General features: G+C 70.1%; 16 protein-coding genes. 8 read left to right on the top strand and 8 right to left on the bottom strand.

The window, feature by feature from the left end:
* Positions 1 to 14 precede the first annotated feature (14 nt).
* Positions 15 to 2,549 (bottom strand): penicillin acylase family protein, encoded by a 2,535-nt coding sequence (locus ACRSCF_RS09370; protein WP_244387945.1) that lies wholly within the window; start codon positions 2,547 to 2,549, stop codon positions 15 to 17.
* A 185-nt stretch (positions 2,550 to 2,734) separates the two neighbouring features.
* Between ACRSCF_RS09370 and ACRSCF_RS09365 the strand changes: the two genes are divergently transcribed.
* Positions 2,735 to 3,115 carry a hypothetical protein gene (locus ACRSCF_RS09365; protein ID WP_034363630.1) on the top strand — a complete coding sequence of 127 codons (381 nt, stop codon included), beginning with the start codon at positions 2,735 to 2,737 and terminating at the stop codon, positions 3,113 to 3,115.
* Between the two features lie 148 nt (positions 3,116 to 3,263).
* Here the strand turns inward: ACRSCF_RS09365 and ACRSCF_RS09360 are convergent, their stop codons facing one another.
* The 4 genes from ACRSCF_RS09360 to ACRSCF_RS09345 form a co-directional block, all read right to left on the bottom strand.
* Positions 3,264 to 4,013: a sterol desaturase family protein gene (locus ACRSCF_RS09360; protein ID WP_016449226.1), complete on the bottom strand. Its 750-nt coding sequence runs from the start codon at positions 4,011 to 4,013 to the stop codon at positions 3,264 to 3,266.
* A 19-nt stretch (positions 4,014 to 4,032) separates the two neighbouring features.
* Complete coding sequence (locus ACRSCF_RS09355) at positions 4,033 to 5,025, bottom strand: LD-carboxypeptidase (RefSeq protein ID WP_034363628.1); 993 nt, start codon at positions 5,023 to 5,025, stop codon at positions 4,033 to 4,035.
* Between the two features lie 286 nt (positions 5,026 to 5,311).
* Positions 5,312 to 6,631 carry a tRNA adenosine(34) deaminase TadA gene (gene tadA, locus ACRSCF_RS09350; RefSeq protein ID WP_432676086.1) on the bottom strand — a complete coding sequence of 440 codons (1,320 nt, stop codon included), beginning with the start codon at positions 6,629 to 6,631 and terminating at the stop codon, positions 5,312 to 5,314.
* Between the two features lie 60 nt (positions 6,632 to 6,691).
* Positions 6,692 to 7,933, bottom strand: a complete 1,242-nt coding sequence (locus ACRSCF_RS09345) for a branched-chain amino acid ABC transporter substrate-binding protein (RefSeq protein WP_034363626.1) — start codon at positions 7,931 to 7,933, stop codon at positions 6,692 to 6,694.
* 466 nt (positions 7,934 to 8,399) lie between these two features.
* Between ACRSCF_RS09345 and ACRSCF_RS09340 the strand changes: the two genes are divergently transcribed.
* Entirely contained in the window at positions 8,400 to 10,406 is a 2,007-nt protein-coding gene (locus ACRSCF_RS09340; RefSeq protein WP_016451402.1) for a peptidase U32 family protein, read from the top strand.
* Here the strand turns inward: ACRSCF_RS09340 and ACRSCF_RS09335 are convergent.
* Together ACRSCF_RS09335 and ACRSCF_RS09330 are read right to left on the bottom strand one after the other, a co-directional pair.
* Entirely contained in the window at positions 10,370 to 10,651 is a 282-nt protein-coding gene (locus ACRSCF_RS09335; protein WP_012206611.1) for a hypothetical protein, read from the bottom strand. The two genes, ACRSCF_RS09340 and ACRSCF_RS09335, sit on opposite strands and share 37 nt — an antisense overlap.
* Before the next feature lie 10 nt (positions 10,652 to 10,661).
* Entirely contained in the window at positions 10,662 to 13,004 is a 2,343-nt protein-coding gene (locus ACRSCF_RS09330) for an FdhF/YdeP family oxidoreductase (protein WP_244387943.1), read from the bottom strand.
* A 128-nt stretch (positions 13,005 to 13,132) separates the two neighbouring features.
* On the opposite strand from ACRSCF_RS09330, the gene ACRSCF_RS09325 reads away from it, so the two are divergent.
* Entirely contained in the window at positions 13,133 to 13,591 is a 459-nt protein-coding gene (locus ACRSCF_RS09325) for a GNAT family N-acetyltransferase (RefSeq protein ID WP_034363624.1), read from the top strand.
* 12 nt (positions 13,592 to 13,603) lie between these two features.
* On the opposite strand, the gene ACRSCF_RS09320 is transcribed toward ACRSCF_RS09325, so the two are convergent.
* Positions 13,604 to 16,354, bottom strand: coding sequence for a LuxR C-terminal-related transcriptional regulator (locus ACRSCF_RS09320; RefSeq protein ID WP_432675601.1), 2,751 nt, complete (start codon positions 16,352 to 16,354; stop codon positions 13,604 to 13,606).
* 177 nt (positions 16,355 to 16,531) lie between these two features.
* On the opposite strand from ACRSCF_RS09320, the gene ACRSCF_RS09315 reads away from it, so the two are divergent.
* From ACRSCF_RS09315 to ACRSCF_RS09295, 5 genes are all read left to right on the top strand, one after another.
* The gene (locus tag ACRSCF_RS09315) at positions 16,532 to 17,314 is read left to right on the top strand and encodes an SDR family NAD(P)-dependent oxidoreductase (RefSeq protein ID WP_016449219.1); all 783 of its coding nucleotides are present in this window, start codon (positions 16,532 to 16,534) and stop codon (positions 17,312 to 17,314) included.
* A 134-nt stretch (positions 17,315 to 17,448) separates the two neighbouring features.
* Entirely contained in the window at positions 17,449 to 18,633 is a 1,185-nt protein-coding gene (locus ACRSCF_RS09310; protein WP_016451397.1) for an acetyl-CoA C-acetyltransferase, read from the top strand.
* A gap of 69 nt (positions 18,634 to 18,702) precedes the next feature.
* Positions 18,703 to 19,527, top strand: a complete 825-nt coding sequence (locus ACRSCF_RS09305) for an ABC transporter ATP-binding protein (RefSeq protein ID WP_046985185.1) — start codon at positions 18,703 to 18,705, stop codon at positions 19,525 to 19,527.
* The gene (locus ACRSCF_RS09300; protein ID WP_034363622.1) at positions 19,511 to 20,236 is read left to right on the top strand and encodes an ABC transporter ATP-binding protein; all 726 of its coding nucleotides are present in this window, start codon (positions 19,511 to 19,513) and stop codon (positions 20,234 to 20,236) included. Before ACRSCF_RS09305 ends, ACRSCF_RS09300 begins: the two co-directional genes overlap by 17 nt.
* A 5-nt stretch (positions 20,237 to 20,241) precedes the next feature.
* Positions 20,242 to 21,114, top strand: a complete 873-nt coding sequence (locus ACRSCF_RS09295) for a branched-chain amino acid ABC transporter permease (RefSeq protein WP_034363620.1) — start codon at positions 20,242 to 20,244, stop codon at positions 21,112 to 21,114.
* The last annotated feature ends 16 nt before the right edge of the window (positions 21,115 to 21,130 follow it).

The raw sequence follows: 21,130 nt of genomic DNA, 5'->3' as shown, positions 1-21,130 counted from the left end.
CAGCCTGCTGCAACCTACTGGGGCCGCAGCATCATGGAATGGCGCCAGCGCGCGGGCGCCATCTGCAGCGGCCGGTAGCGGCCGTCGGCCCATTCGGCAGACATGTCCGCATAGCGGCTGGACAGGGCCACGCCGCTTTGGCCGGTCTGGTAGATGAACAGCGAGCGCTCGGGCTCGGCCAGGTCGTAGATGGCGCGCAGCGATGCCGCATGGCGGTTGGCGAACGGCGCCCTGGCATCGCCGGGCAGGTACTGGCCCACGTTGACGGTGTAGCTGTCGCCGCCCGAAGGCACGCTGACATTGAAGATGCCCGCCAGCAGCCCCACGCTGCCCAGCGGCCGGTGGCTGCTCAGGGCCGCATGCACCGCGCCCCAGCGCCAGCGGCCCAGGTCGCTGCCCTGCGTGGCCTGCAGGCGCGCCAGCGCCCGGTCCAGCGCCTGGCTGACCTGGGCGCTGCAGCCCGCCGCTGCGCACCACCAGCCATCGCGGCGCTCCAGCATGCCTTCGATGCCCGCGCGGTAATCGCGCTTGCCATAGGTGGCCGCAAAGGTCTGGGCGCCAATGCGCGGGATCACCAGGCCGCGCGTGAGTTCGTCCACCCAGGCGGCAAAGATCAGGGGCGCGGCCTGCGCGGCATCCATGCGGCCGTCGAACTGCGCCATCACCCGGCGCGCCTGCCCGGCCAGCGGATGTGTGGCCGGCGCTTCGTCCAGGGCCTTGAGCATTTGCGGCAGCAGGGCGCGGGCGGCCAGCGAGGTCTGGTCGTTCTGGATGGAGGCCATGCTGACCACGTCGTGCCTGTCCTTCGCATCGATGAGTTCGGTGATGCGCTGGTGCCGGTACGGCAGGCTCCAGTCCTGGGTGAGGAAGTGGGCATAGCCCTCGCGCGTGATGCGCTGGTTGGCGGTGGCCAGATAGCCCTGCGCCGTTCCATCGTCCTGCGGGGCCTGGTCGTAGGGCAGCCAGCCCTGCCAGTCGTAGCGTGCCTCCCAGCCCGGCGCGGGCGCCACGCCGCGCAGGTCGTTGTCGGCCGCGCGCAGCGGCACCCGGCCTGCGGCCTTGAAGCCGATGTCGCCATGGACATCGGCCGCGACGATGCTCTGCATGGGCGAGTGGTAGTCGGCAAAGGCCTCGAACAGCTGGGCCACGCTGCGCGCCTCGTTGGCGCGCAGGCCGGCCTGCACGGTGAGGTTGTCGGTGTCCAGCGCCGCCCAGCGCAGGGCCACGGCGTAGCGGCGCTTGTCGAGCACGGCCTCGTACTGGGGCTGCACATCGCTGATCACGGGACCGTGGCGCGTGCTGCGCAGCGTGAGCTGCACATCGGCCCGGCCCTTGACCCTGATGCGCTCGCTGCGCTCGGTGAAAGGCGCCCAGCCGTCCGGCGTGCGGTAGCGGCCCGGGTTGCCTGGATCGATCTGCTCCAGGTACAGATCCTGCACATCGGGATTGGTGTTGGTAAAGCCCCAGGCCACCTCGCGCGTGCGCCCCAGCACCACGAAGGGCAGGCCCGGCAGGGTGGCCCCCACCACATCGATGGGCGCCAGCGGCGTGCCGTCCTGCGCATGGCCGGCGGGCGACTGCAGGCGCGCGTAGTACCAGATGGCGGGCGCGCTCAGGCCCAGATGGGGATCGTTGGCCAACAGGGGCTTGCCGCTGACCGTGCGGCTACCCGACAGCACCCAGTTGTTGCTGCCCTTGCCGTCGTTGGTGCCCGCATCGCGCACCATGTCGCGGGACCAGCGGGCCCAGGCATCGCTCGCCTCGCCGGCAGCAGCCACCTTGGGCGCAGACGCCGCCTGTGCCTCCTGGCGGTACACGCCCAGCCCTCGGTAAAGCGCGGCCAGATCGGTGGCGGTGGCCGGCGCCTCGCCCGGATAGGGCGGCATCAGCTGCCACAGCTGCTGTGTGTCCAGTTGCGAGAGCGCGGCCAGCCGCGCGAACTCGTTGCCCCAGTTGCCGCCCAGGTCCAGCGCCATCATCAGCGCCCAGCCCACGCTGTCCTCGGGCGCCCAGGCCGAGCTGTCGCCTCCGCCCGGCGTGGTGCCCAGCAGCATGAATTCGGGCACCTGCGGATGCTGGCGCATGGGCAGGGCCGCATAGAAGGCCGCGATGCCCTCGCTGTAGGCCTGCAGCGCCTCCCGCGCGTTGGCGGGCAGGGATGCGTACTGGCGCCGCGCCGCGCCGCGTATGTCCAGCGCACGCATGAGCTTGTCGGTGTCCAGCGTGGCCGGCCCGAGGATCTCCGACAGCGTGCCGTGCATCAGGCGGCGGTTGAACTCCAGCTGCCAGCCGCGCTCCTGCGCATGCACATGGCCCAGCGCGCGCCACAGGTCCTGCGGCGTGAAGGCGCTGATGTGGGTGATGTCGGCCTCGTCGCGCCGCACACGCACGGGCTGCTCCAGGCCGGCCAGCGTGAGCTGTCCGTCGAGCACCGGCTGCACGCGCACGGCATAGATGGCCACCGCGCTGCCGGCCAGCAGGGCCGAGCCGACCAACGCCACGGCGCCCACGCTCCACCATCGCGAGTTCAGGATTCGCATGATTCCCATTCTTCTCCCTTCCCCCTGCTTTTTTTCATATCGTAGTGTTGCAGTTTGTAGCATATGAACTGGTCCATTGCTCACATTGCTCACGACGAATCGTCAGCAAGTCTGGCCCCGCCTTCAGGCGACAATCAGCGCCCGCCCTGCGCAAATGGATGCAGGGCGCCAGACAGAAACAGGAAGTACCAGGAATGTGGCCTTTCAGCCTCTTGAAGAAGCTCAGCCAGGACCCGCCCGTGGGCCAGCCCCGTGGTGACTACATAGGCTGCTACCTGCTGGGAACCGAGGCGCCGGGCCAGGCCGGTGTCAGCTACGTCTCGCTGGCCACCACGCGCGAGCAGCTGCAGGCCGATGCCCGCGCCTACCTTGAAGGCTTCGTGCGCGACCACCCCGAAGCGGCCGACACCGACCTGTCCGCCATCCGCTCCCTGCTGGAGAACCTGCCCCAGCGCCTGGACGCCCACCTGTCCGGCGACACGCGCGCGCCGCTGGCCGAGCAAGGCGGCACCGTGCTCTTCCTGCGCACCGGCATGCGCGCCCGCCGCAAGGAAAACGGCCGCTACCTCGAATAGCAGTCAGCCCCCCGCCACCGGACAGAGCATCAAAAACTGGCGCGGCCAAGAACAAGGGACAGCGAGCAAGGGCCTACGCCGGCCGCGCCGCCCCGCAGCGAGGCTGTAGTCCCCCCCGCGAAGCGAGAGGGGGAAGGCGCGCAGCGCCTCAGGGGGAGTTCTGCTTGTGCACGTCTTGCCAGCGCAGCATGTCGGTCACGCGCTCGGCCTTGTCGGCATCAAAGCCCAGGCGCTCCACCCGCTCGGCCGGATTGGCCCAGGTGCCGAACAGCAGATCCCAGACGGGCAGGCCGTAGTTCTGCGCATGGTGGCCGTACTGGTGGTGCACGGTGTGCATCTCGGGCCGCTGCACGATGTATCCCAGCCAGCGCGGCGTGCGGATGTCGGCATGCAGGAACAGGTCGAACGCCCCCGTGAGGCCGATGGCAAAGGCGGCAGCCAGCGGGCTGGCCCCCAGCACCCAGTAGCTGGACAGCGCGCTCAGCAGCACGGCGGCGGCCGTGTCCATGGGATGGGCGAAAAACGCCGTGAGCGCCTCCACGCGCGGCGCGCTGTGGTGAAGCTGGTGGAACAGGCGCCACAGCGTGTCCGACCGGTGCGTGGCGCGGTGCCACCAGTAAAAGACAAAGCTGGTGAGCACAAAGCTCAGTGCGCCCACGGCCCAGGCCGGCCATTGCCGGCCCACGTCCAGCAGCGCATGGCGGCGGATGCCGTCCGAGAACAGATGGCCTACCGCCAAGGTGGTGGCCAGCGTGCCCAGGCCCAGCAGCGTGGACAGGATCAGCCAGCGCCGGTCGCAATGGTTGCGCGAGGCCGGCGCGATCACCTCGCGCGTGAAGATGCCGACGAACATCAGCGCCAGCAGCGGGTAGGCCGCGAACTCCCACATCTGCAGCATGCCGTCTGCTCCTTGCCGCTCAGTGCACGTGGCCCCAGTAGATCAGCGCATCGCGCCCTTCGACCGACAGCGACACGGGCGCGCCCACGGGCAGCATCACCTTGGTCGGCACATGGCCGTAGGGCAGGCCCTGCAGCACGGGGCACTTGACCTGGCTGCGCAGCCAGTCGATCACGGTCTGCAGCTTGAAGCCCTTGTCATGCGAGCTGAGCTTGAACTCGCTGAACTGGCCGAACACGATGGCCTTTTGCTGGGCCAGCACGCCCGCATGCAGCAGCTGGGTCAGCATGCGCTCCACGCGGTAGGGATGCTCGCCCACGTCTTCCAGGAACAGGATGCCGCCCTTGATCTGCGGGAAGTACGGCGTGCCCAGCAGGGACACCAGCACGGCCAGGTTGCCGCCCCACAGCGTGGCGCCGCCGCTGATGTAGAAGTCCTTGACGGCAGGCTTGCCGTCTTCGCGCAGGCCGATCTTCGGCATCTGCCAGCCTGCGCCCTCGCCCTGGCCGCTGAGCAGGTCGTTGAAGCAGTCCAGCATGATGTCGTCCACGCCGCCCTCGTCGTCGGGGCGGCCGAAGTCGTGCACCAGCAGCGGGCCGGCCCAGGTGGTGGCGCCGGTCTTGGCCAGCAGGGCCAGCGACAGCGCCGTGAAGTCGCTCAGGCCCACGAAACGCGTGCCGCCTGCGATGGCCTTGGCCACGGCCTTGTACTTGATGCCCGGCAGGATGCGCGTGAGGCCGTAGCCGCCGCGCGTGGGCAGCGCCAGGTCGGCACCGCTGGCCGCCGCACGGTCGATGGCCGCCAGGCGCGTGGCGTCGTCGCCGGCAAAGCGCTGGTGGCTGCTCAGCGCATCGGCATCGATCTCCACCTGGTGGCCCATGGCCTCCAGGCGGCGCACGGCCCGCTTGAAACCGGCCTTGTCGCGCACGGCGCCGGCGGGCGAGTAGATATAGATGTGGCGCGGACCCTGGTCATGCGCGTGGCCGCAGCAGCTGCCGTCGGCGGCGTGCACATGCTCGTGGTCGTGGGCATCCCCATGGTCATCGACACGCCCGTGGCCATGCGCGCAGCACTGGCCGTCGGCTGAATGCACATGCTCGTGCGAGTGATCTGCGGGAGCAGAAACGGGGGCTGAAACGGTAGCGGTAGCGGCTGCCGTTTTGCGGGGGGTGCGGGAACTGCGCGAAGTGGCCAAGGTGGTTCCATGCCGGCCCTGGCCGGCATGCTCCATATTGCAAGGGGAGTGAAGACGGGGACCTTGCGCCGCGCAGCCCCGGCAAGGGGCCGGCGGCGCTGGCCTATGGGCGGAAGTATTCCACAGCGTCGGCCACCATGCCGGCTGCGCACAGGGGAACCCAATGGCCGCACGGGGATAGGCGCAGCTGCGCCGGCGGCAGCTGTGGCAGCGCCTGCAGCCAGGCCTGTCGCCATGCGGGCGCGGGCAGCAGCACATCGTGCTCGCCGCCTTGCACCCACAGGCGCTGCTGCTGGCTCCACTGCGCCAGCAACACCATCGGCAGCGCAGGCATTTCGGCCCGCACGCGGGGCCAGGCCTGCAGCGCGGCGCGGTGGCCGGGTTGGGAAAACGGCAGGTTCCAGGCCTGCGGCTGTGCGCCGGCCTCCTCGCCCACCTCGCGCATGGCGCGGCCCACGGGCCATGACGGCTTGCGCGCCGCCTGCGCAAACCATTGCATGCAGGCATGGGGCGCCGGGCCTGCGGGCCAGGCATTCATGAGCCAGGCGCCGCAAAAACGTGCGGGCTCGGCCTGCGCCACGGCCAGGCCCAGGTGCACGCCATCGTCATGGCCGACCAGCACGATGTTCCGCAGGTCCAGCGCCAGCACCAGCTCGCGCAGCACTTGCACATGCCAGGCCGCGCTGTGCGCCTTCTCCTTCTTGGGCTGGTCGCTGCGGCCAAAGCCCGGCAGGTCGGGAACGACCACGCGATGGCCGGCCTGGAGCCACCCGGGCAGCATGGGCTGGAACAGCTGGCCCCATGCCGGGCTGCCGTGCAGGCACAGCCAGGTCAGCGGTGCATCATGCGGTCCTTCATCGACCACGGCCAGGCGCAGGCCTGCCAGCGCCGGCAGGTCGCTGCGCCACTGCGGCTGGGCAAAGCCGCCAAAGGTGGAATCCGCATGGCGCAGCGCCGTGTCCTTGAGCGGATGCGGCTGGGCCGCGCGCTGCTCGGCGCGGCGCATGCGAAAGAAGTCCGACATCAGGGCCGCGCATTCGCCGGCCAGCACGCCGCGCGTCACCTGCGTGTGGTGGTTGATCTGCGGCAGCGCAAACACGTCCAGCACCGATCCGGCCGCGCCCGTGCGCGGCTCGGCCGCGCCATAGACCACGCGGCCCAGGCGCGCATGCAGCATGGCGCCGCTGCACATGGTGCACGGCTCCAGGGTCACGTAGAGCGTGCAATCGTCCAGCCGGTAGTTGCCCAGGTGCGCGGCCGCATCGCGCAGCGCCAGCACCTCGGCATGGGCCGTGGGATCGCCGTGGGCCACGGGCGCGTTGCGGCCCCGGCCGATGATGGCGCCGTCCTTGACGATGACGGCGCCCACGGGCACCTCGCCCGCCCCGGCAGCGGCGCGTGCCAGCTCCAGGGCGGCGCGCATCCAGGCCTCGTCGTCGGCCTGCGGCAAGAAAGGGTGTTCGGCAGCCACGTTGTCAGCGCGTCAGGGCAGCGCCTTGCGCACGCCCTGCGCGTAGTGGTACAGCGTGACCACCGGCGCCTGCAGCTCGCCCTGGGGCGTGAAGGCAATCGGCGCCGTCACGCCCTCATACCGGGTCTGGCGCAGATAGGGGATATAGGCATCGGGCCGGATGGAGTCGGCCCGCACCATGGCCTGGGCCAGCACCATGGTGGCATCGTAGGCGTAGGGGCTGAAGACCTGGTACTGGTCGGCAAAGCGCTGGTCATAGCGCTGCTTCCAGGCAGCGCCGCCCGGCATGCGCTCCAGCGGGCTGCCGCCGACGGCGCAGGTTACGTTGCGCAGCGGCGCCGCGTTGCCGGCCAGCTCGGGCAGGCGCAGCGTGCACTGGCCGTCGCCGCCCAGAAAGCGCACCTTGTCCATGGCCAGCTGGGCCATCTGCCTGAGCATGGGGCCGGCCTGGGCATCCAGGCCGCCGAAGAAGATGGCGTCGGGCTTCTTGCCCTTGATGGCCGTGAGGATGGGGACGAAGTCCGTGGACTTGTCGCCGGTGTACTGCTTGTCCACGATCTCGATGCCCTGCTCGCGCGCCTGGGCCTCGAACAGCGCCACGATGCCCTGGCCGTAGGCCGAGCGGTCATCGATGATGGCCACGCGCTTGACGCCCAGCTTGCCCACGGCGTGGGACACCAGCGCATCGACCATGGCGCGGTCGTCGGCGATCACGCGGTACGTGGTGTCATAGCCCGACTGGGTGATGGCCGGGTTGCTGGCCGCCGGCGTGACCATGACGATGCCGCAGTCCTGATAGATGGACGTGGCCGGCAGCGTGGTGCCCGACTGCAGGTGGCCGACCACGGCCGCCACCTTCTTGTCGCACAGGCGCCGGGCCAGGGCCACGGCCTGGCCGGGGTCGCCGCCGTCGTCGCCGGCCTCCAGCTTCCAGTGCAGCTTGCGCCCGCCGATCTCCAGGCCCTTGGCATTGAGATCGTCCAGGGCCATGCGCACGCCGTTTTCCTCATCCTTGCCCAGGCTGGCAATGGGGCCGGACACCGGCCCGGCATGGGCAATGCGCACCACCAGGGGCGCATCGGCTGCACCCGGTGCAGCGGCCGTACCGGGTGCAGCCGCCGCAGCGGAAGCCCCTGCCGCCTGCCCGTTGGCCGGGCCGCTTCCCGGCAGCGCCCAGGCCAGGCCACCGCTGCCCAGCATGGCGCACAGCAGGGCCGGGCCGGCCCACGGGAAATGGCGAATCGAGGCGTGCATGGCAACTCCTGGAAAAAACGGTCAATCAGTGAAACGGCGCCTTGGCCAGCGAAATCCGCTGCGGCGTGGCCAGTCTGGCGCTGCCCGGCCGGTCAAGGACTGGCGCAGCGAAAGCGCACCAGGCAGAGGGCGGAGCAGGCACGGGCCAGGGTGTCCGGCATGGCGGCCCGGCCCGTGCAGTGCGCATCCTAAAGGATAGGCAAAAACCGGCGCTGCGCGTCCGGGCATCGGGCGCATACCCCCTGGCGCACGTTTTTTCGGGGCTGCGGCGATAATGCTGCGCCTCACCGCAAACGGGCTGCGAGGTTTTCGTCGCCGGACCGCCCCAAGACAAAAAGCGGCCCCCTTGGGGGGCAGCGGACCTTGCGCAGCAAGGGTAGCGTGGGGGCCAGTTTCCCCCGCATTGCGCCCGACGCCCGGCCCCCCACGCCGGTGCGGGTACGAACACAGAACACCACAAAGCCCCATGTCCCTCCTGCCCCACCAGCTCGAACTCCTGTCTCCCGCGCGCGATGCCGACATCGGCATCGAGGCCGTGAACCATGGCGCCGACGCCGTCTACATCGGCGGCCCGGCCTTCGGCGCGCGCGCCACGGCGGGCAACGACATCCGCGACCTGCAGCGCCTGATCAACCACGCGCACCGCTTCGGCAGCCGCATCTTCATCACGCTCAACACCATCCTGCGCGACGATGAACTGGAGGCCGCGCGCAAGATGGCCTGGCAGATCTACGAGGCCGGTGCCGACGCGCTGATCATCCAGGACATGGGCCTGCTGGAGCTGGACCTGCCGCCCATCCAGCTGCACGCCAGCACCCAGACCGACATCCGCACCCCCGAGAAGGCCCGCTTCCTGCAGGACGCCGGCCTGTCGCAGATCGTCGTTGCGCGCGAGCTGGACCTGCAGCAGATCGCCGCCGTGCGTGCGGCCACCGACCCGGCGCGCACCACCATCGAATTCTTCGTGCACGGCGCGCTGTGCGTGGCCTACTCGGGCCAGTGCTACATCACCCACGCCCACACGGGCCGCAGCGCCAACCGCGGCGACTGCAACCAGGCCTGCCGCCTGCCCTACGAGGTGCTGGACGCCAGCGGCCGCATCATTGCCCACGAAAAGCACGTGCTGTCCATGAAGGACAACAACCAGAGCGACAACCTGCGCGCACTGATCGACGCCGGCGTGCGCAGCTTCAAGATCGAGGGCCGCTACAAGGACATGGGCTATGTGAAGAACATCACGGCCCACTACCGCAAGCTGCTGGACGAAATCATCGAGGAGCGCGAATTCTCCGACACGCCGCTGGCGCGCTCGTCTTCGGGCAGCACCACGTTCAGCTTCACGCCCGACCCCGACCAGAACTTCAACCGCGAGTTCACCGACTACTTCGTCAACGGCCGCAAGGACGACATCGGCGCCTTCGACACGCCCAAGACACCGGGCCGCGCCATCGGCTGGGTCACCAAGGTGGGCGAGAACTTCGTGGAGATCGAGACCTCGAGCCGCGACACCGAACTGCACAACGGCGACGGCCTGTGCTACTACGACCTGCAAAAGGAACTGGTGGGCCTGCAGATCAACCGCGCCGAGTCGGTGGATGCGAAGAAGTCGCTGTGGCGCCTGTTCCCCAAGGACCCCATCGCCGGCTTCAAGGATCTGCGCAAGGGCCTGGAAGTCAACCGCAACCGCGACATGGCCTGGGTGCGCACGCTGGACAAGAAGTCCAGCGACCGCCGCATCGGCCTGTGGGCCGAACTCAAGGAAACGCCCGACGGCTTTGCGCTCACGCTGACCGACGAGGACGGCTTCACCGCCACCGCCGCCATCGTGCAGGAACACCAGGCCGCCACCGACGCAGCCCGTGCCGAGGCCACGCTGCGCGAGCAGCTGGGCCGCTTCGGTGCCACCATCTTCTCCGTGCATGACATCGGCCTGCAGCTGAGCCAGCCCTGGTTCGTGCCGGCCTCGGCCCTGAACCAGCTGCGCCGCGACGCCGTCGCCGCGCTGGAGGCCGCGCGCCAGGCCGGCTTCGTGCGCCTGCCGCGCGCCCTGCCCGTGGAGCCGCCCGTGCCCTTCCCCGAGGACACGCTGACCTACCTGGCCAACGTCTACAACCAGAAGGCGCACGACTTCTACATCAAGCACGGCGTCAAGGTCATCGACGCGGCCTACGAGAGCAAGGAAGAAGAAGGCGAAGTCAGCCTGATGATCACCAAGCATTGCGTGCGCTTTTCCATGAGCCTGTGCCCCAAGCAGGCCAAGGGCGTCATCGGCGTCAAGGGCACGATCAAGGCCGAGCCGCTGCAGCTGATCAACGGCAAGGAAAAACTCACGCTGCGCTTCGACTGCAAGCCCTGCGAGATGCACGTGGTGGGCAAGATGAAGCGCGCGGTGATCAACCAGCACGCCAAGGAAATGCAGGAGTTTCCGATGCAGTTCTACCGCACGCGGCCCGTGCCCTCGGCCAGCGCCTGACAGGCCTCGGCCTCCACCCACAAGCGCCCGCGCTCCGTCAGGGCCGCCAGCCACCGCCCCTCTTCCTGCTCCAGCCTGACCCAGCCCGGCCCCGGTGTGCCGGCAATGGGTGCATCGCCCATCAGCGCCAGGCAGCGCATGAGCACGCTGGCGCCCTGCCCCAGTCGCTTGCCCAGCCTGGGCAGGGACATGGGTGCGGGCTCGGTGGCCAATTCGCGCAGGATGGCGGCGGCCAGTTCTTCCATGCCTTGCACTTCAGGCCGCCATTTCTTCCAGCGCAAGAGACGGCACGGCAGGCAGCCTGTGCGCCACCAGCTGCACGGGAATGGACTTGGAGCTGGGCGTGCCGGCCACGATGGCCGTGGCCGACAGCGGCACCAGCGGATTGGTCTCGGGATAGTAGGCAGCGATGCAGCCGCGCGGAATGTCGTAGGCCACGAGCCTGAAGCGCTCGGCGCTGCGCTGCTGGCCGTCATCCCACACCGTCTGCAGGTCCACCCAGTCGCCATCCTTCATGCCCAGGGCGCGGATGTCCTCGGCATGGATGAAGACCACGCGGCGCTGTCCGAAGACGCCGCGGTAGCGGTCGTCCATGCCGTAGATGGTGGTGTTGTACTGGTCGTGCGAGCGCGTGGTGAACAGCGTGAACACCGGCGATGCGCCGGGGCTGCGCGCGGCGCGTGCGCGGTGCACGGGCGTGTCGCGCGGCACGGCGTGCACGAAGAAGCCGGCCTTGCCCCGGGGCGTCTCCCAGATGCGCTCGCTTGCCGCATTGCGCAGCTTGAAGCCGCCCGGCACGGCCACGCGCGCGTTGAAGTCGTGGAAGTCGTCGAAGACCTGCTCGATCAGCTCGCGTATGCGTGCATAGTCGCCGGCCAGCTCCAGCCAGGGCACGGGCCGCTGCGCGCCCAGCGTGGCGGCCGCCAGGCGCGCGACGATGGCGATCTCGCTGAGCAGGTGCTCCGACGCAGGCGGGTTGATGCCGCTGGAGATATGGACCATGCCCATGGAGTCCTCCACCGTCACGCCCTGCGGGCCGCCGGCCTGCATGTCGATCTCGGTGCGGCCCAGGCAGGGCAGGATCAGCGCCTCGCGGCCGTGCACCAGGTGGCTGCGATTGAGCTTGGTGGTCACATGCACGGTCAGGTCGCAGCGGCGCAGCGCCTGCCAGGTGGCATGCGTGTCGGGCGTGGCCGCCGCGAAGTTGCCGCCCAGCGCGAAGAAGACCTTGCCCCTGCCCTCGAGCATGAGGCGGATGGACTCGACCACGTCCACGCCGTGGGCACGCGGCGGCTCGAAGCCGAAGACCTGCTGCAGCCGGTCCAGCAGCGCGGCCGGCGGCTTTTCCCAGATGCCCATGCTGCGGTCGCCCTGCACATTGCTGTGGCCGCGCACCGGGCAGGCGCCTGCGCCGGGGCGGCCGATGTTGCCGCGCAGCAGCAGCAGGTTGACCAGCATCTGCACGGCGGCCACCGAATGCATGTGCTGCGTGATGCCCATGCCCCAGCAGACGATGGTGCTGCGGGCGGCGATGTAGACCTCGGCCGCCGTCTGCATCTGCGCGCGGCTCAGGCCGGACTCGGCCTCCAGCAGGCCCCAGTCCTCGGCACGCAGGTCCTCGGCCAGGGCCTCGAAGCCGGTCGTGTGTTCGGCGATGAAGGCATGGTCCAGCACGCCGCCGCACCCGTGCCCCAGTGCATCGTCCTGCGCGATCACATGCTTCATGATGCCCTTGACGGCCGCGATGTCGCCGCCCACGCGCAGCTGGAAGTAGTGCGTGCTGATGGGCGTGGCGCCCAGGGTGGCCATCTCCAGCTTGCTTTGCGGATCCTGGAAGCGCTCCAGCCCGCGCTCGCGCAGCGGGTTGAAGCTCAGGATGCGCGCGCCGCGCTTGTGGGCTGCGCGCAGTTCGCCCAGCATGCGCGGGTGGTTGGTGCCGGGGTTCTGGCCGAAGATGAAGATGGCATCGGCCTGCTCGAAATCGGCCAGCTGCACCGTGCCCTTGCCCACGCCGATCTGCGGCTTCATGCCGCTGCCGCTGGGCTCGTGGCACATGTTGGAGCAGTCGGGGAAATTGTTGGTGCCGTAGGCGCGCACGAACAGCTGGTACAGGAAGGCCGCCTCGTTGCTGGCGCGGCCCGAGGTGTAGAAGATGGCCTGGTTCGGGTCGGGCAGCGCGTTCAGGTGGCGGGCAATCAGCGCAAAGGCATCGTCCCAGCCGATGGGCCGGTAGCGGTCGCTGGCCGCGTCGTACACCATGGGCTCGGTGAGCCGGCCCTGGTCTTCCAGCCAGAAATCGCTTTGCGCCATGAGCTCGGCCACCGTGTGCCGGGCAAAGAATTCGGGCGTCACGCGGCGCGCCGTGGCCTCGGCCGCCACGGCCTTGGCGCCGTTCTCGCAGAACTCGAAGGTGGAATGGTGGTTGCGGTCGGGCCAGGCGCAGCCCGGGCAGTCGAAGCCGTCGGGCTGGTTGGCCGACAGCAGCGTCTTGGCGCCCTTGACGGCGATATCCTGGCGCATCAGGGCCTGGCTCACGCTGCGCAGTGCGCCCCAGCCGCCAGCGGCGCCCTTGTAGAACTCGATCTTTTGTTCGGACATGGGCCAGGAGTGTTCCGCCTGTCCATGATCCAGGTCAAATCACATCTCCAAATGGAGAGATTCAGCAAAGATATGAGCACGGCATCCTTGCCCTGCGCCATGCTGGCAACCTCAGCCCCGGACCACCGATGAACTCCACAGCCATACACACCGCCATCCCCGAAGACGCCGAGCTGATCGCCCCGCTGTTCGATGCCTACCGCCAGTTCTACGAGCAACCTGCGGATGCCGACGCGGCGCTGGCCTTCATCACGGCGCGGCTGGAGCGCGGCGAATCCGTGATCCTGCTGGCCCGCCGACCGGACGGCAGCGCCCTGGGCTTTTGCCAGCTCTACCCCTCGTTCTGCTCGGTGCTGGCCGCGCCCATCTACGTGCTCTACGACCTCTTCGTGGTGCCCGATGCGCGCCGCCTGGGCGTGGGCCGCGCCCTGCTGCTGGCGGCCGAAGCCCATGCCCGCGCCACGGGCCATGCACGCATGGACCTGACCACGGCACGCAACAACCTGCGCGCCCAGGCGCTGTACGAGTCGCTGGGCTGGGTGCGTGACGAAGTGTTCCTGACCTATGCGCGCCATCTGCAGGCTTGAGCCGCCAGCGGCCTAGCGCAGAACCCGCAGCTCCCGCGCCAGCGCCACGGCCTGGGTGCGGCTGCGCGCGCCCAGCTTGAGGTTGATGCTGCGCAGGTGGGTGCGCACCGTGCTGTCGGAGACGAAGAGTTTCTCGGCCATGGCCGCATTGGAGTAGCCCGAGGCCAGCAGCTCCAGCACGCGCAGCTCCTTGCGGGTCAGGGGCTCGGCAAGCGCCGTGGCCGGCGCCGGGCCCTGGGGCGCATCCGCTGCCTGCAGCTCGGGGGGATCGGCGGGCTCGGCAGGCTCGCCCAGGGCAGACAGCAGCCGCTGCGCATGGGCGGCCGCCTCCGGCTCCGCCGCTTCCGCGCGGCGTGACAGTGAAAGAGACAGTGAGGGCGACAGCACACGCTGCAGCACGGGCGCGAGCAGCGGCCCCTCATCGAGCATCAGGCGCACAAAGCCTTCGCTGGCCCCGTGGCGCAGCGGCTGGGACAGCATGGCGGCTGCGGCGTCCAGGTCGCCGCAGCCCGCCTCGGCCAGCGCGAACAGCACCTGCAGCTTGAGGCTGCGGTGGCGGCGCCCGCGCAGTTGCGCATCGGCCAGCAAGGGGGCGATGGCATCGCGCACGTCACGGCAGTCGCCAAAGTGCAGCCCCCAGCGCAGCCGGGCGATGGCGATGTCCTCCACCTCGTGCGGCGGCAGGCGCAGGCGTTCCACGCGCGGCCATACGCCAGGGTCGTCGGCACGCTCCAGCGCCTCGGACGCGGCCGCCCGGTTGCCCTGCAGCACGAAGATGCGCGCATGTTCCAGCCGCGCGCTGGCCGTCACGCGCGGCAGCTGGCGCTCGTGCCCCAGGTATTCCAGTTCGGTGAGCAGGCCCACGGCGGCATCCACGTCGCCGCGCAGGAAGGCGATGCGCGCGCGCATGCGGTAGCTGGCGATCACGTGGTCGGGCAGGCCCACATCGCGTGCCAGCGGCAGGTAGACCTGCAGCAGGTGATCGGCGCCGTCGATGTCATTGCCCTCGTAGAGCACCCCCGCGTACAGGACGCCTGCCCAGGCATTGCCGTTGGTGGGGTTGTAGGCCGCGCTGCGCGGCGTGGCAGCCAGCGCCACCCTGAAACGCGCTGCCGCCTGGCGCAGCCGGCCGGCGGACAGGTCCAGCACGCCTTCCATGGCCTCGGTGTACATGCGGCTGAACAGGCTGCCGGCCTGGGTGCTGCGTGCCGCATCCAGCAGGCGGCGGGCCTCGTCGGTATCGCCCAGCACCGATGCCACGTAGGCCATGGCATTGGTCAGCGAGCTGTCCGCAAAGGGCCGGCAGCTGGGCAGGCGCGCCAGCGCCTCGCGGCCCAGTGGCGCAGCCTCTTCCACGCGGTCCATCATGGCCAGCAGCAGCGGCCGCAGGGCGATGACCAGGGCCTGCGCCGCAGGGTCGGCGGCCATGCCGGGCTCCAGCGCATCCAGCCACAGCTGTGCCTGCACGGGACCACGGGTGAAGCAGTCGGCATAGGCGGCCACGGCCTGCAGCAGCGGCTCGCGCGCCAGCAGCGGCGCCGGCAGGGCCGTGAACCAGCGCGACAGCAGGCGCATGCGGCCCTGCTCCATCAGCGCCTCGGCATGGCGCGCCAGCAGGGACAGGGCATGCGGCAGGTCGCCGCCTTCCAGCGCATGCTCGATGGCTGGCACGGGCCGGCCGCAGGATTCGTACCAGCCGCTGGCCGCCAGATGCAGGCGCTGCACGTCGCCGGGGCGCTCGCGCTGCAGCTGGGCGCGAAGAAAGTCGGCAAACATGCTGTGGTAGCGCCAGCTGCGCCTGCCCTGCCCTTCGTCGGCCAGCGGCAGCAAGAACAGATGGGCCTGCTCCAGCGCCTGCAGCATGGCGGCGCCATCGGCGCGCGGCACCAGGGCCTGGCAGACCTGGGCATCCAGCGTGCGCAGGATGCTGGTGCGCAGCAAAAAATCGCGCACGGGCGCGGCCTGCTGTGCCAGCACGTCCTCGGCCAGGTAGTCGGCCACGGCACGCTCCGAGCCCGAGAAGCGCTCGATGAAATCGCTGTGCGCCCCATGCCGCTCCAGCGCCAGCGAGGCCAGCCACAGCGCGCCTATCCAGCCTTCGGTCTTGTCCACCAGGCGCGCCACGGCCTCGCGCGGCAGCGCGCAGCCGCGCAGGCGAAAGAACTCCTCGGCCTCGGCCGCTGAAAAGCGCAGCAGCGCCGCATCGATCTCCAGCAGCTGGCCGCTGGTGCGCAGCCGCCCCAGTCCCAGGGCCGGCAGCGCGCGCGAGCCTATGACCAGCCGGCCGTGCACGGGCAACTGCTCCATCAGCTGGCGCACCAGGCCCAGCACGGCATCGTTGTGCAGCACCTCGAAATCGTCGATGAACAACGCAAACGACCGGCCCTCGCCGGCCAGCGACTGCAGCGCCCGGGACAGCTCGCCCGGCCCGTCCGCCTCGCGCTCGGCCATGCCACCCAGGCCGCGCACGGCCGCACCCAGGCATTGCAGAAAGCGCGAGACATCGTTGTCGGCGGCATCCAGCGTGAGCCAGGCCGTGGCCTGCCCTTCGGCCTGCAGGCGCTCGCGCATCTGGCGCATGGCCGTGGTCTTGCCGAAGCCGGCAGGCGCACGCACCAGCACCACGCGGGCGCGCAGCGCCTCGGGCCAGCGCGCGGCCACCGCCAGGCGCGCCACCTGGGCTGCGGCCGCGCGCGGCGGGCTCAGCTTGGCCTGGGGCACATAGCCGGAACCGGGAGCAGGAATGGGCACTGGGGACGGCATGCGGGCGAGGAGCACATGGCAGGAGTGAAGGAGCGGGCACTTTCGTCGGTTTCGACGATGGCGGCAATGCGGGGTGATTCCTAGACTGGCCTGCAGATCATAGGCAGCGCAGCGCGCCCTGTCGCGAGCCAAGGCGACAGAGCGCGCGGCAAAGACTCTCACAAAGGAGACCCACACATGAAGCTTGACGCAAGCATCAGCGCCGTCGTCACGGGCGGGGCATCGGGCCTGGGCGCGGCCACCGCGCGCCGCCTGGCCGCCAGGGGCGTGCGCGTTGCCCTGTTCGACCTCAACGAGACGGCCGGGCAGGCGCTGGCGCGCGAGACAGGCGGCCTGTTCTGCCGCGTGGACGTGACCGACGAGGCCAGCGTGGACGCGGGCTTTTCCCAGGCCCGCGCGGCCCACGGGCAGGAGCGCATCCTGATCAACTGCGCGGGCACGGGCAATGCCGTCAAGACGGCCAGCCGCGACAAGGCCACAGGCGAGATCCGGCACCTGCCCGTGGCCAATTTCGACCGCATCATCCAGATCAACCTGGTGGGCACCTTCCGCTGCATCGCCAAGTCGGCCGCGGGCATGCTCACGCTGGAGCCGCTGGCCGACGGCGAGCGCGGCGCCATCGTCAACACGGCCTCGGTGGCGGCGCAGGACGGGCAGATGGGCCAGGCCAGCTACTCGGCCAGCAAGGCCGGCATCACGGGCATGACCCTGCCCATTGCGCGCGACCTCATGGGCGAGGGCATCCGCGTGAACACCATCCTGCCCGGCATCTTCGACACCCCGCTGCTGCAGGGCGCGCCCGACAACGTGAAGGCGGCGCTGGCCGCCTCCGTGCCCTTCCCCAAGCGGCTGGGCCAGCCCGACGAATACGCCCACCTGGCCGAGACCATGATCACCAACGGCTACTTCAACGGCGAGTGCGTGCGCCTGGACGGCGCCATCCGCATGGCGCCGCGCTAGGCGTACCGCCCAGGCACCACGGCAGGCACCGTCCCCGCGTTTTCCCTGGCCGGAATCGTCGCTTGCGACGATGCCCGGCCCGCGCCGGCCGGGCCACCATCCCCCCCAGGAATACAGGAACAGGAGACATATCCATGGCACAGGCATACATCGTCGCCGCCACGCGCACGGCGGGCGGCAAGCGCGGCGGAAAGCTCTCGGGCTGGCATCCGGCCGATCTCGCGGCCCAGGTGCTGGACGAGCTGGTGCGCCGCAGCCAGGCCGACCCGGCCCAGGTCGAGGACGTGATCATGGGCTGCGTCAGCCAGGTCGGCCAGCAGGCGACGAACGTGGCGCGCAACGCGGTGCTGGCCTCGTCCCTGCCCGAGTCCGTGCCGGGCACCACGGTGGACCGGCAGTGCGGGTCGTCCCAGCAGGCCCTGCATTTCGCGGCCCAGGCCGTGATGTCGGGCAGCATGGACATGGTGATCGCCGCAGGCGTGGAGAGCATGTCGCGCGTGCCCATGGGCACGCCCAACGCCCTGCCCGCCAAGTCCGGCCTGGGCGTGTACATGAGCCCGGCCATGCAGCAGCGCTATCCAGGCGTGGAGTTCAGCCAGTTCATGGGCGCCGAGATGATGGCCGGCAAGTACGGCCTGGCCAAGGACCAGCTGGACGCCTATGCGCTGCAAAGCCATGAGCGCGCCGTGCAGGCCGCGCGCGAGGGCCGCTTCGACCGCGAGATCCTGGCCGTGCAGGCGCGCAGCGCCGAAGGCGGTGCCGAGGGGGAAGGCCAGCCGCACACGGTGGACGAAGGCATACGCTTCAACGCCACGCTGGAAGGCATTGCCGGCGTCAAGACCATCCGCGAGGGCGGCTGCGTGACCGCCGCCACGGCCAGCCAGATCTGCGATGGCGCCAGCGGCGTCATGGTGGTCAGCGAGCGCGGCCTCAAGGCCCTGGGCGTGCAGCCGCTGGCGCGCATCCACCACATGAGCCTGCTCGGGCACGACCCGGTGATCATGCTGGAGGCCCCCATCCCCGCCACCCAGGCCGCGCTGAAGAAGGCCGGCATGCGCATCTCCGACATCGACCTGTACGAGGTCAACGAGGCCTTTGCCCCCGTGCCCCTGGCCTGGCTGCAGGCCACGGGCGCCGATCCGGCGCGGCTCAACGTCAACGGCGGCGCCATTGCGCTGGGCCATCCGCTGGGCGCCTCGGGCACCAAGCTCATGGCCACGCTGATCCACGCCCTGCATGCGCGCGGCGGGCGCTACGGCCTGCAGACCATGTGCGAGGGCGGCGGCATGGCCAACGTCACCATCATCGAGCGCCTGTAGGCGCCGCCATGCCACCGTGCGACCGGCGCGGCCCGCGCCGGCCGCCCACCATAGGGGGGAGGGAAAGCCATGAGCCAGGACTCGCAGCCCCTGCTGCGCATTGAAGGCGTTTCGCTGCGCTTCGGCGGCATCGTCGCGCTGGACGGCGTGAGTTTCGATGTTGCGGCAGGCCAGATCTGCGGCCTCATCGGCCCCAACGGTGCGGGCAAGAGCAGCCTGTTCAACTGCCTGTCGCGGCTGTATGCCTGGCAGGCCGGCCACATCCGCTTTCGCGGCCAGCCGCTGGCCACGCTGGCGCGCCACCGCATGGCCGCGCTGGGCATGGGCCGCACCTTCCAGAACCTGGCCCTGTTTTCCAGCATGACGGTGGCCGACAACGTGCGCCTGGGCACGCACAGCCACCAGCACGCAGGCTTTGTGCGCGACGCCCTGCGCCTGCCCGGCGTGCGACGGCGCGAGGAAGAAGCCCGCGCCCAGGCGCAATCGCTGATGGCCCTGCTGGAGCTGACGGGCGTGGCAGAGCGCCGCGTGGCCGACCTGCCCTTCGGCACGCAAAAGCGCGTGGAGCTGGCGCGCGCCCTGGCCTGCCGCCCGCAGTTGCTGCTGCTGGACGAGCCGGCCTGCGGCCTCAACCATGAGGAGCTGGCCGGCCTGGGCGACCTGATCCTGTCGCTGCGCGACCGGCTGGGGCTGACCGTGCTGCTGGTGGAGCACCACATGGGCCTGGTCATGCGCGTGAGCGACAAGGTCGTGGCGCTGAACTTCGGCCGCAAGATCGCCGAAGGCACGCCGGGCGAGGTTCGCGCCCATGCCGAAGTCATCCGCGCCTACCTGGGTTCGGACATGCAGCCGCAGGATCAGGACAGGGAGGTGGCGCATGCCGGCACTGCTTGAAATCCGCGGACTGCATGCGGCCTACGGGTCGGTGCGCGTGCTGGACGGCATCGACATGGACCTGGCCGAAGGCCGCGTCACGGCCCTGCTGGGCGCCAATGGCGCGGGCAAGACCACCACGCTGCGCGCCATCTGCCGCCACCTCGTGGACACGCGCGGCGAGGTGCGCCTGGCCGGCGAACGCATAGACCGGCACAGCACCGAGCGCATCGCGCGCCAGGGCGTGGGCCATGTGCCCGACGGGCGCGGCACCTTCGCCCAGCTCAGCGCCGAGGAGAACCTGCGCCTGGGGGCGCAGGCCCGGCCCACGCGTGCGGCCCGTGCCGACGTGGCCGGCGATATGGAGCGCATGTTCGGCTACTTCCCCCGCCTGCGCGAGCGCCGCACCCAGCAGGCCGGCACGCTGTCGGGCGGCGAGCAGCAGATGCTGGCCATTGCCCGCGCCCTCATGGGCCGCCCGCGCCTGCTGCTGCTGGACGAGCCCTCCTTCGGGCTGGCGCCGCTGGTGGTGCGCGACATCTTCGGCATCCTGCGGCGCATCAACGCCGAGCAGGGCACGACCATCCTGCTGGTGGAGCAGAACGCGCGCCTGGCGCTGGAGCTGGCGCACAGCGCCTACCTGTTGGAGACCGGCCGCATCGTGCTGCACGGCCCCAGCGAAGCCATGCGCCGCAACGATGCGGTGCGCCAGGCCTATCTCGGGGAGTAGCGGCCATGGACGCCTTCATCCACCAATTGCTGGCCGGCCTGGCCACGGGCGGCATCTACGCCACCGTGGCGCTGGCCCTGGTCATGATCTACCAGGCCACGCACCACATCAATTTCGCGCAGGGCGAGATGGCCATGTTCTCCACCTTCATCGCCTGGGCGCTGCTGCAGGCGGGGCTGCCGTACTGGTGGGCCTTCCTGGCCACGGTGGCGCTGTCCTTCGTGCTGGGCGCGGCCGTGGAGTTCGCCATCATCCGCCCCATGCACAAGGCGGCGGACCTGGCCCAGGTGGTGGTCTTCATCGGCCTGCTGATCGTCTTCCACAGCCTGGCCGGCTGGATCTTCGGCTACACCATCAAGGAGTTCCCCAGCCCGTTCCCGGCCGACGCCTGGTATGGCAGCGCCCTGATGTCGGCCCATGAGGTGGGCACCATCTTCGTGGCGCTGTCCATCGTGGCCCTGCTGTTTGCCTTCTTCCGGCTCACGCCGCTGGGGCTGGCCATGCGCGCGGCCGCGCAGAACCCAGCCTCCTCGCGCCTGGTGGGCATCTCCGTGGGGCGCATGCTGATGCTGGGCTGGGGCCTGGCCGGCGCCATCGGCGCGGTGGCCGGGATGATGGTGGCGCCCGTGGTTTTCCTTGATCCGCACATGATGAGCGGCGTGCTGCTGTATGCCTTTGCGGGCGCGCTGCTGGGCGGCATCGACAGCCCCGCGGGCGCCGTGCTGGGCGGCTTCATCGTGGGCGTGCTTGAAAACCTCGTGGGCAGCTACGTCGTTGGCACCGAACTCAAGCTCTCGGTGGCCCTGGTACTGATCGTGGGCGTGCTCATCGTGCGGCCGGCCGGGCTGATGGGCCGCAAGGTCGTCAGGAGGGTTTGAACAATGCCCCCCCTGA

This window comes from Delftia sp. 11MD, assembly GCF_050907895.1.
In the GTDB taxonomy this organism is placed as follows: Bacteria; Pseudomonadota; Gammaproteobacteria; order Burkholderiales; family Burkholderiaceae_C; genus Comamonas; species Comamonas tsuruhatensis.
The sequence above is the reverse complement of the archived record's forward strand: the minus strand, read 5'-3'. Positions and strand labels throughout refer to the sequence as shown.